We start from the raw sequence: 10,289 nt of genomic DNA, 5'->3' as shown, positions 1-10,289 counted from the left end.
GATAATGGCATTGGTATAGCCGACGAAGAAAAACTACATATATTCGATAAGTTTTACCGTGTAGGTAACGAAGATACCCGAAATACAAAGGGTACAGGGCTTGGGTTGTTTATTGTTAAACAAGTTTTAGATAAACACGCAGCCAGTATACACATCCGCGACAACCGCCCCAAAGGAAGTGTCTTTGAAGTTGTTTTCGGATAAACATTAATAATTAAATGAACATGGATATGCCCAGCAAAAAAAGAATTTTATTGGCCGAAGACGAAGAACATTTATTGGAGGCCATAAAGCTAAACCTCGAAATGGAAGGCTACAAGGTTTCTACAGCTAACAATGGAAAAAAAGCCTTACAAATATTTAAGGAAGAGCGTTTTAATCTGGTAATACTGGATGTGATGATGCCCGAAATTGACGGTTTTGTGGTTGCCGAAACCATACGCCTCGAAAACTCGGATGTGCCCATCATGTTCCTTACCGCCAAAAATACCAACGAGGATAAAATTGCGGGCCTTAAAAAAGGGGCTGATGATTATCTGACTAAACCTTTTAACCTGGAAGAGCTGATACTGCGCGTAAATAACCTGGTAAAACGCAGCTTAAAAGGCGATGAACTGAAAGAGTTTAACAGTTACAAAATTGGTGATAAAACTATCCATTTCAACTCCTTCGAGTTGGTGAATGGGGATGGCTCGGTTACACCTTTGACAAAAAAAGAAACCATGCTGTTGAAGTTGCTGATTGAACGCCGCAACGATGCCGTATCGCGCGAGCAGATATTGGAAACTGTTTGGAACTATGATGTATATCCATCAACCCGCACCATCGACAATTTTATACTCACCTTCCGTAAATATTTCGAACCTGATCCAAAAACTCCGGTTTATTTTCATTCGATAAGGGGCGTAGGCTACAAATTTACCGACAACCAGCATTAATGTTTACAAACCAGGCACGGTTGTTAGTGGTCTGCGTCTTCGCGGTGCTGTTGGCGGTGTTTATTTACATGCACACCTACGAAGTTGCCGCTGCCGATGCGCTGCTGATGCTGGTAGTAATTTGGGGTTATTTTAACGAGGGCCCCATTATTTTAGCGGCAAAGTATTACCACAACAAGGATTATGATAAGGCCGAGGAGTTGTTGTTGCAGATACGAAAACCCGAATGGCTCCGCAAAAACCGCCGTGGCTTTTACGAGTTTATGTTGGGTGGTATAGCCCTTAAACGGGGTGATTTTACCAAGGCCGAGGCTCATTACGAACTGGCTGCACAATACCCGCTGCGCTCGGCCAACGACCATGTGGCGGCATTGGTGCATGTGGCCAACATTAGCGTACGCAACGCCAACTATGATAAGGCCGAAGCTTATTTAAAGCTGGCTACCCGGCAGGAAAAAAAAGTTAGCGCTAAAATGAAGGAAGTGATAGCGCAAATAGAAAAGGAATTAAAAACACGCAAGGCTAAATAAATGCCCCCTGATTATATGAGAGAATCTTTACTGATAAAAGCCGCGTTTTCGGAGCCAACCAGCCGCCCGCCGGTATGGATGATGCGTCAGGCCGGCCGTTTTATGAAAGAGTATTGGGATATTAAAAACAAATATTCCTTCCTCGAGATGTGCAAAACGCCCGAATTGGCCGCCGATGTGACCATGCTGCCTGTGGACCTGCTTGGAATTGATGCCGCGATACTTTTTTCGGATATTTTGGTTACCCCCGAAGCTATGGGCGGCGATCTGAGCTTTGGCGCCAACATAGGCCCTAAGTTTGCCAACCCGGTGCGCAATCTGGCCGATATTGACGCGCTGGAAACCGACGTGACCCATAAACTGCAATATGTTGCCGATGCTATCAAAGTGATTCAACAACGTCTGAACGGTAAGATACCGCTAATTGGTTTTGCGGGCGCGCCCTTCACGGTGATGAGCTATTTGGTGGAAGGCGGCTCATCGAAAGATTTTAAGCTGACCAAGCTGATGCTGCACAACGAGCCAGAAATGGCGCACAAGTTGTTAAGCAAAATTGCCAAAGTAACCATCGATTATTTGAACATGCAGATAGCCGCAGGGGTAAACGCGGTGCAATTGTTCGATAGCTGGGCCAACGCGCTTTCGTGGGATGATTACAAAGAGTTTTCGCACAATTATAATGCGCAGATTATCGCCGGATTAAACCGTAAGGATATCCCGGTGATATCCTTCTGCAAAGGCAGCTCGGTTTTCGCGCCGCTAATGGCCGAAGCCAAGCCGGATGTGATATCCATCGACTGGAACGTAGACCTGCTCGATATCAAAAAACGTTTGCCCCAGGGCATTGCCGTGCAAGGCAACCTCGACCCGCATATTTTGTATGCCGATAAAAAGTTGATAAAAGAACGCATCTATAAATTGTTCGACCGGATGAAGGACGAGAACGGATTTATTTTTAATTTAGGACATGGCATTATGCCCGATATCCCTTTCGATAATGTAAAATACGCGGTGGATATCATTAAAGATTACTCGTACTAATGGCCGAATACTACCTATACATCAAATCGATACACCTCATTTTTGTAGTGAGTTGGATGGCCGGTTTGTTTTATATCGTGCGCCTGTTCATTTACCATACCGAAGCTCAGGAAAAGCCTGAAGTGGAACGCGATATCTTATCGGCCCAGTTCGAGATCATGGAAAGCAAGCTGATGAACATCATCACCACACCAGCCATGTTGCTCACCATTATAGCCGGCATCAGCATGCTGATGATAAACGATGGCCTGATGCAGGAACCCTGGATGGAAATAAAACTGTGTTTTGTTGTTGGTTTGGTGGCCTATCACATGATATGCGTAGGCAAAATGCAGCAAATGCGCCGTGGTATTTACAAATGGACATCGACCCAATTGCGCATCTGGAACGAAGTGGCCACTATATTCTTATTTGCCATTGTGTTCCTGGCGGTGTTAAAAGATGCCGTTAACTGGATATACGGTTTTATCGGGCTGATACTTTTCACGCTCATCATCATGTCAGCAGTGAAGATTTATAAGTATAGCAGGATGAAGAAGTAAGGCGTTAATTCCCTTTCACCACCACCCCATCTTTCATTACCATTTTTACCTGTTTTACCGCTTTAATATCCTCGGCAGGGTTGCCGTCAACTGCTACCAGGTCGGCGAGGTAACCGGGTTTGATATTGCCCAGGTCCTTCAATCCAAAAACATCCGCGTTAACCGAGGTTGCCGAGCGCAGCACATCCAGCGCGGGCATGCCGTATTCCACCATCAACACCATTTCACGGGCATTATCGCCATGAGGGAAAACGCCCACATCGCCGCCCATCAATATGGTTACACCCGATTTTAGCGCATCCTGGAATGTTTTATGCTTTTTTGCCACCCGCGCCGGGTCGGGGTCAACGCCTTTGTGCCAGCCCTGGTAACTGCTCAATGCTTCGCCTGCCGATATGGTGGGGCAATAGGCCGCGCCTTTTTCTTTCATCAAGGCAAATAATTCCGGCGTAGCGCTATCACCATGTTCGATGGTTTTTACCCCGGCCATAATAGCGCGGCGCATGCCTTCTTCGGTACCGCAATGGGCCACTACCATGCGGCCGGCGCTGGCTGCAACCTCCACCACTAATTTTAACTCGTCGATGGTGAACGTGGGTTCGGGTTTATCATTGATGCCCCAGCGGTAATCGGCATATACCTTTACCACGTCGGCGCCGTTGCCCATTTGCGTACGAACGGCTTTTATCAGGTCATCGTTGCCGTCGGCTTCCTGCGCACCGTGCGGTACTTCAGCTTCGTTAACCAAACCTTTTGGTCCGTAGCTGCCGGTAGCCACGATGGCACGGGTAGCGCATATCATTCGCGGGCCGGGTATAATACCTTTGTTAATGGCTGTTTTGAGGCCTACATCGTCATATCCTGCCCCTTCTGTGCCTAAGTCGCGCATGGTGGTAAAGCCGGCCATCAACGTGGCGTAGGCATGTGTTACGGCGCGGACGGTGCGTTCAGCGCGGCTTTCGGTCAGCACCTGGTCGTTCCAGCTTGTTTCGTTATAAGGGTGCAAAAACAGGTGCGAGTGCCCCTCTATCATCCCGGGCATCAGCGTCATTCCCTTGAGCACAACTATTTTGGCTGAAGCCGGCACTTGCATGGTTGCGGAATCGCCAACGGCTTCAATTTTATTGCCCTTTACCAATACCCAGCCATTGGGGTGCATATCGGTGCCGTCGAACACGCGGTCGGCTTTAAAAAGGGTCAGGGTTTCGGTTTGTGCCTGTAGCTGTATGCTGGAGGCTATCAACAGTAAAAAGGTAAAGAGTCTTTTCATATGGATAAAGATAGCAAGCATACTACCATAGCCAAAAAAATCTTTTGTGGCGTGCAACCATTTGCTATGATATTTCATCTTACCTTTAAATGATGTTTTTGGAACATAAACATACGATAGAAGAACTGGTGGCCGAATGTAATAAAGGCAACCGCAAGGCACACGAAGGGCTGTACAAAATGTTCGCCCCGAAAATGCTGGGTGTTTGTATGCGCTATGCCACTGATAGGATGGAGGCCGAGGATATGTTGCAGAACGGTTTTGTAAAGGTGTTCAACAAAATGGGGGATTACCGTGGCGAGGGGAGTTTTGAGGGCTGGGTAAGGCGGATAATGGTGCATACCTCGATAGAATACTATCGCAAACACCACAAAATGATGCAGATAGTGGATATTGAAACGCCGGGTATTGAGCCGTCAGTCGACCCGCTGGCCGCGTCGAATTTGGGGGTAAAAGACCTGCTGGCGCTGATACAGCAATTGCCCCCGGGGTACAGGATGGTTTTTAACCTGTATGCGATAGAAGGTTATTCGCATAAGGAAATAGGGGAGACGATGGCGATAAGCGAGGGGGCTTCAAAATCGCAGCTATCGAGGGCGAGAGGGATATTAAAGGAACAGATTTTAAAAATGGAGGGAAAGCGATATGAAAATGTCGGATAAGGATTTAGATAAGTTATTCAGTTCGCAACTGGCGGACATGGAGATAGCGCCATCGGCTTCGGTTTGGGAAAAGATCAAACCGGAAATTGAAAATAAAGCCGAAGCCAAACAAAGCATGATGACATGGCTGCAAATTGCCGCGGCGGTGGTGGTATTGGCAACCGCGGCATTCATGCTGCGGCCGCAAACCCAAAAGGTAGCGCTGCATGGCGAATACAGCGCTGCAACGGTAAACACCAGCCCCAACGGGTTGGCAATCACTCCGCAGGCTAACCCGGGTTTAGGCGATATTCAGGTAAACGAGGGTACCCGGCCGGAAGCTTCTGCAACGCCAAAACATCAATATAACGATGGGCGAACAGCAGTTGTAATGCCGTTAATAAACAAGGTGGATACCACACATGTAATGATAGCAAGGATTGAACCAACGGAAACACATGATGCAGCGCAACAACAAATATCGCAGCCGGTTACGCAGGAAGTTAAGCTGATAAACAATCCGCAGCTGCAAAATAACCAACCGGTAAAAACACTTGCGGCAAATAATGCACCGGTACAAAAGGAGACCCCGGTGGCACAAAAGAAAAAGATACACAGCCTGGGCGACCTGTTTAACGTGGTAATTGCCAAGGTAGATAAGCGGCCAAACAAGATCATCCAGTTTAAGGATAACGATGATGATGATAGCGAATTTGGGGTATCGGGTGTGAACCTGGGGCCCATACAGATAAAAAAGAACGATTAATTTAATTACACACCAATATATCATGAAACATCTAATAATTACCGCAATATTTTGCGGGATGCTGGGAGGGGTGTACGCTCAAAACAGCTCAGGTTCAAGTAACTCAACAAGCACTTCTTCCGGAACAGATACCACAGTTACAAAAAACAATAAAAAGCATAAAAATCCGCCTCAAGTAACCTTACGGTTTAGCACCAACGACAACGATGCGCCGCCTAAAGATACAAGCGGCACCCCGTATGTTAACGTGAATGTTGGCAAAGGGTATGTACGCGCTCATCGCGACAGCTTAAACAGTGCCAAACACCATGGCTTTTCGTTCGGGTTGGCATTTTTTCCTTTTGATTTGGGTTTGGCCCTGCCTATGGATAATGGCAGCTTTACCTTTAAACCACAAAATCAGTTTTTAAACTATAGCACCTTTAAAACCACCACAGATGCTTTTAACGTATTGCGGTTTGGGTACCGTTTTAGCAACAACTTCAGGGTAACCCTGGGCGCAGGTTTGGAGTGGACGCTCATCCGTTTGCAAAACGACAGCATCAGTACTGTGAACAACAGCACAGGCTTAACCTACAAGAACGATGGTATATCGTACAGTAAAAACCGCTTATCGTCGGAGTATCTAACCATACCATTATCATTCGATTACCGATCGACTTATGATAAAAATGGCAACAGGTTCCACCTATCGTTAGCCCCACAGGTTGGCTTTTTGATAGACGGTATGCTGAAACAGATCAGCAGCCAACATGGCAAAACCCACAATTATAACGACTTCCACTTTGCCAAGTTTGAGTACGGCGGTATATTAAGATTGGGTTACGGCGACTTTGGCATCTTCACCAAGTACTACTTTAACGACATGTTTGTAAACAGCCCTAACCAGGCAGGCATAAAAAGCTTCTCGTTTGGCCTCTCATACGGCTGGTAGTTTAGCTTAATATGACATTTCAAAAACCCGGCGACTGGCCGGGTTTTTTGTTTTGTGTATCTTTGCGGCCATGCAGCAAACAGCTTTCCTCGAGGCGGTATCGGTAACCAAAAAGTATAAGGGCAAAAAAACATCCGGCATCAACAATGTTTCCATCAGCATCCAACCCGGAAAAATTACGGCCATAGTTGGCGAGAGCGGCAGCGGTAAAACTACACTGTTGAAGCTGCTGTTTGGTTTGCTTTCGCCGGATGAGGGTAAGGTGAGTTTTAAGGGCGAAGAAATTTGGGGCCCTGAAACCAAGCTGATACCCGGGCATGATGATATGAAAATGGTGACTCAGCACACCGACGACCTGAACCTGTTCGCTACCGTAAGCGAAAATATCGCATCGCTACTGCCCAATACCGATTTGGACTATAAAGCGAGCGAAACCACTAAATATCTTCACCAACTCAATATCCACAACTTAAAAGATAAACGCGTGGCTGACCTGAGCGGCGGCGAAAAACAACGGGTAGCCATTGCCCGCGCACTGGTTAAAAAGCCCGAAGTGTTATTACTGGACGAACCCTTTAACCAGGTGGACGCTTCCTTTAGGGAAGGGCTGCAGCAGAATATTCGGACGGTGGTAAAGGATACCGGCTTAACGGTTATCCTCGTTTCGCACGATCCCTCGGAAGTATTATCGATGGCGGATGAACTGGTGGTGATACGCGATGGCGAAATTGTAGAATCGGGCCGACCTGAGGAATTGTACCATCAACCTAAAATGCTGTACACGGCGCAACTGCTATCCAATAGGTCGATTTTGAGCAAAGATGAAGCGAAAGCCTGTGGCATCAAAAGTGATAAGGATACGGTGGCCATCAGTCCCGAGCATGTGTCGCTAAAAAAGGGCGGCGACTGGGTAGTTCAGCAAGTATTGTTCAAAGGTTTTTTTGAAGATGTACTGGTAACCAAAGACGGCATACAAGTCCGGGCCCTCAACACCGACAAAGGAAAATATGCCAAGGGCGATAAAGTGCAGGTTGTTATAGGCGGTTTCTTAGCGTATTGAAAGGCTTACGCATTTACGGTTTCATAGTAACGGCGCTTGTCCAAAACAGGCAGTTCGTACAGCCATATCGCGGCAACTACAGTTACGATGTAAGGTATAGGTAACGATAGTTTGTTTATCGCGAACAATGGCATGCTTTCGGCAAAATAAATCAATACCAATGTTAACAATATCCCGGGCATGGTTAAAAACAACTTCGACAAGCCGGTGTGGAAGGCTATCTTTTTTGTAAACTTGGTGCTCAGCCAAAACAATACCGCGCTTGGTATAGCCAAAACAACGCCTACCGATACGGCAGCGTAAATATAGTATCCGGCGTCAAAATCGGGCGGGTTGACGATATAGTTGATGCAGCATTGCAAAAACGGGGCGACAAATGCGGTAGTGAACCAAATTTTTATACTGTAAACAATTGTACTGGTATTCATAAACAAGCTGCTGTATTGTGCAGATGCTGATGTTTACGTAATACCGTGTTAAGTAGTTTCGTGCCGTGCCGCCTTTTTAACAATTAGTTTACCAAAAATTTTTATAAGCGGCACTGCGGCAAGTTTTTACACCGCCTTAAACACCGCGATGCCGTTATGCCCGCCAAAGCCAAAAGTATTGCTCATGGCCGTTTTTACCTTGGTTTGGATGGCTTCTTTGAGTACAATATTCAGGTTTGATGGTATCTCCCGGTCGATATCCACCGTGTTGATGGTTGGCGGCACAATGCCATCGCGCATAGCGAGGATGCTAATGATAGCTTCAATAGCACCGGCCGCGCCCAGTAAATGGCCCGTCATCGATTTAGTGGCACTGATATAGGTATTGTTCTTTTCTTTGCCCATTAAGGCCGCGATAGCCTTGGTTTCCGACAGATCACCTACATGTGTCGAAGTGGCATGGGGGTTGATATAGTCGAGGTCGTGAATAGTAAGTTTAGCCTCATCCAGCGCCATTTTGATGGCACGGGTGGCACCGATGCCTTCGGGGTGCGTGGCGGTCATGTGGTAGGCATCGCCCGTCATGGCGGCACCGGCTATTTCGGCGTATATTTTGGCGCCGCGCGCTTTGGCGTGTTCGTATTCTTCGAAAACCAAGGCGCCCGCGCCTTCGCCCATTACAAAACCATCGCGACCAATATCAAAAGGTCTTGAACCATGCTCCGGGTCATCATTGCGTGCCGACATGGCCTTTAGCGAACAATAACCGCCGTATGACGCTTCGGTAATCCCTGCCTCCGAGCCACCGGTAATTACAATTTTCACTTTGCCCAAACGTATCTGGTCGAAAGCGTCCATAATGGCGGTGTTTGAGCTGGCGCAGGCCGAAACCGTGGTATAGTTAGCACCCATATAGCCATTGCGGATCGATATCATCCCCGCGGCCATATTGATGAGCACCTTAGGTATAAAAAACGGACTAAACCGTGGTTGTTTGTTGGATGCGATATATTCGGTAACCTGCTCTTCAAAAGTGTGCATGCCGCCTTGTGCAGAGCCCCAAATCACGCCCACATCAAAGGGCGACATCTTGTCAAACTCGAAACCCGAGTCGGCAATGGCCTGGTCGGTAGCAACCAGCGCGTATTGGGTGAACAGGTCGGTGCGTTTGATATCGTTACGGTCGAGGTGTTTGGTAACATCGTAATCCTTCAGTTCGCAGGCAAATTTGCTGCGGAACAGCGAGGCATCAAAGCGGGTAATGGGCGCCGCGCCGCCTTTGCCGTTCACAATATTGTTCCAAAAGGTATTTACATCATTACCGTTTGGCGCCAAAACACCCAGGCCGGTTATTACAACTCTTTTCAGCATCAATTATCCGATTATAAGGCGAAGTACTTAAAAATTTAGAAACCGTGGAAATATTAATGTGCAAATATGTAAATGTGCCGATGTGCAAATGCTCTTACCGTCTTAGCGCTTTGCGCCGCGCTCTATGCGCTCTGCAAAACACATGGGTATTTATGGGTATTCCACATCTTTTTTTGTTTTCCTTATTATGGGTATAGGTTTGCCATTTTTGCAATACTGTATCAATTTTTACCAAAAAATATGGGTAAATATGGGTGTTTTGAGCGAAAGATTAGCGTGTTATTGCCATTTTGTTAATGCTGTACCCATAAGACCTGCCATAGGGCACATGGGTGTTTTTTCAATTTAAACATCCCGCTCACCATGTCATTTCGAAACGAGGCACGAGTGAGAAAACTTCTCAAAGCGACACCGCGGAGTCAATCATGTTCGTAAAGTTTTCTCCCGTTGGTCGAAATGACAAAAAGGAAGACATGGGTATTTATGGGTATTTCAAAGAACTTTTTTATTCTGCAAACAGCCTAAAAGTCAACCGCTTTACATCATACAAATTTACGAAATTTTGCCCGGAGTTTTGCCTCAAAATATGGTTTTATTGATGCGCCGCAATGCTTTAAAATTGCGCATGTGCTGGCGCACGCGTGCCGTGGCTGTTGCGCAACGAAAGGATTATTTTCAATAATATTTTGTTAAGATATTGATATTTAGTATCTTAACATCATGCAAGGGAAGAAAAACTATCAAGAGAAGCTCTTTACCAATTTCCAG

At 46.6% G+C, this 10,289-nt stretch carries 12 protein-coding genes; 9 read left to right on the top strand and 3 right to left on the bottom strand.

The window, feature by feature from the left end:
* The 5 genes from QZX97_RS02205 to hemJ all read left to right on the top strand — a co-directional run.
* On the top strand, positions 1-204 hold a 204-nt coding region (locus QZX97_RS02205), incomplete at its 5' end, for a sensor histidine kinase (RefSeq protein WP_295664100.1).
* A gap of 26 nt (positions 205-230) precedes the next feature.
* A complete protein-coding gene (locus QZX97_RS02200; RefSeq protein WP_295653841.1) occupies positions 231-938 on the top strand; it encodes a response regulator transcription factor in 708 nt (235 codons plus the stop codon).
* Positions 938-1,468, top strand: coding sequence for a tetratricopeptide repeat protein (locus QZX97_RS02195; RefSeq protein WP_295653842.1), 531 nt, complete (start codon positions 938-940; stop codon positions 1,466-1,468). Before QZX97_RS02200 ends, QZX97_RS02195 begins: the two co-directional genes overlap by 1 nt.
* Positions 1,469-1,483: 15 nt before the next feature.
* Positions 1,484-2,509 carry a uroporphyrinogen decarboxylase gene (gene hemE, locus QZX97_RS02190; protein WP_295653843.1) on the top strand — a complete coding sequence of 342 codons (1,026 nt, stop codon included), beginning with the start codon at positions 1,484-1,486 and terminating at the stop codon, positions 2,507-2,509.
* The gene (hemJ, locus tag QZX97_RS02185; RefSeq protein ID WP_295653845.1) at positions 2,509-3,051 is read left to right on the top strand and encodes a protoporphyrinogen oxidase HemJ; all 543 of its coding nucleotides are present in this window, start codon (positions 2,509-2,511) and stop codon (positions 3,049-3,051) included. Before hemE ends, hemJ begins: the two co-directional genes overlap by 1 nt.
* A gap of 4 nt (positions 3,052-3,055) precedes the next feature.
* Here hemJ and QZX97_RS02180 read toward each other — a convergent pair whose 3' ends face one another.
* Complete coding sequence (locus QZX97_RS02180; protein ID WP_295653847.1) at positions 3,056-4,321, bottom strand: amidohydrolase family protein; 1,266 nt, start codon at positions 4,319-4,321, stop codon at positions 3,056-3,058.
* Between the two features lie 92 nt (positions 4,322-4,413).
* Between QZX97_RS02180 and QZX97_RS02175 the strand changes: the two genes are divergently transcribed.
* From QZX97_RS02175 to QZX97_RS02160, 4 genes are all read left to right on the top strand, one after another.
* Complete coding sequence (locus tag QZX97_RS02175; protein ID WP_295653868.1) at positions 4,414-4,983, top strand: RNA polymerase sigma factor; 570 nt, start codon at positions 4,414-4,416, stop codon at positions 4,981-4,983.
* On the top strand, positions 4,973-5,728 hold the full coding sequence (locus QZX97_RS02170) for a hypothetical protein (RefSeq protein WP_295653849.1): 756 nt from the start codon (positions 4,973-4,975) through the stop codon (positions 5,726-5,728). Before QZX97_RS02175 ends, QZX97_RS02170 begins: the two co-directional genes overlap by 11 nt.
* 22 nt (positions 5,729-5,750) lie before the next feature.
* The gene (locus QZX97_RS02165; protein WP_295653851.1) at positions 5,751-6,662 is read left to right on the top strand and encodes a PorT family protein; all 912 of its coding nucleotides are present in this window, start codon (positions 5,751-5,753) and stop codon (positions 6,660-6,662) included.
* 70 nt (positions 6,663-6,732) lie between these two features.
* Positions 6,733-7,722, top strand: coding sequence for an ABC transporter ATP-binding protein (locus tag QZX97_RS02160; RefSeq protein ID WP_295653853.1), 990 nt, complete (start codon positions 6,733-6,735; stop codon positions 7,720-7,722).
* A 5-nt stretch (positions 7,723-7,727) separates the two neighbouring features.
* Here QZX97_RS02160 and QZX97_RS02155 read toward each other — a convergent pair whose 3' ends face one another.
* A complete protein-coding gene (locus QZX97_RS02155; RefSeq protein ID WP_295653855.1) occupies positions 7,728-8,150 on the bottom strand; it encodes a hypothetical protein in 423 nt (140 codons plus the stop codon).
* Between the two features lie 126 nt (positions 8,151-8,276).
* Positions 8,277-9,521: a beta-ketoacyl-ACP synthase II gene (gene fabF, locus QZX97_RS02150; RefSeq protein WP_295653858.1), complete on the bottom strand. Its 1,245-nt coding sequence runs from the start codon at positions 9,519-9,521 to the stop codon at positions 8,277-8,279.
* Positions 9,522-10,289 lie beyond the last annotated feature (768 nt).

This window comes from uncultured Mucilaginibacter sp., assembly GCF_903893715.1.
GTDB lineage: Bacteria > Bacteroidota > Bacteroidia > Sphingobacteriales > Sphingobacteriaceae > Mucilaginibacter.
This window is presented reverse-complemented; position numbering and strand designations above follow the sequence as displayed.

Excerpts from the sequence above, each read along its gene's own strand:
- QZX97_RS02200 (WP_295653841.1), top strand. The coding sequence starts at position 231 with ATGCCCAGCAAAAAAAGAATTTTATTGGCCGAAGACGAAGAACATTTA.
- QZX97_RS02195 (WP_295653842.1), top strand. The coding sequence starts at position 938 with ATGTTTACAAACCAGGCACGGTTGTTAGTGGTCTGCGTCTTCGCGGTG.
- hemE (WP_295653843.1), top strand. The coding sequence starts at position 1,484 with ATGAGAGAATCTTTACTGATAAAAGCCGCGTTTTCGGAGCCAACCAGC.
- hemJ (WP_295653845.1), top strand. The coding sequence starts at position 2,509 with ATGGCCGAATACTACCTATACATCAAATCGATACACCTCATTTTTGTA.
- QZX97_RS02180 (WP_295653847.1), bottom strand. The coding sequence starts at position 4,321 with ATGAAAAGACTCTTTACCTTTTTACTGTTGATAGCCTCCAGCATACAG.
- QZX97_RS02175 (WP_295653868.1), top strand. The coding sequence starts at position 4,414 with ATGTTTTTGGAACATAAACATACGATAGAAGAACTGGTGGCCGAATGT.
- QZX97_RS02170 (WP_295653849.1), top strand. The coding sequence starts at position 4,973 with ATGTCGGATAAGGATTTAGATAAGTTATTCAGTTCGCAACTGGCGGAC.
- QZX97_RS02165 (WP_295653851.1), top strand. The coding sequence starts at position 5,751 with ATGAAACATCTAATAATTACCGCAATATTTTGCGGGATGCTGGGAGGG.
- QZX97_RS02160 (WP_295653853.1), top strand. The coding sequence starts at position 6,733 with ATGCAGCAAACAGCTTTCCTCGAGGCGGTATCGGTAACCAAAAAGTAT.
- QZX97_RS02155 (WP_295653855.1), bottom strand. The coding sequence starts at position 8,150 with ATGAATACCAGTACAATTGTTTACAGTATAAAAATTTGGTTCACTACC.
- fabF (WP_295653858.1), bottom strand. The coding sequence starts at position 9,521 with ATGCTGAAAAGAGTTGTAATAACCGGCCTGGGTGTTTTGGCGCCAAAC.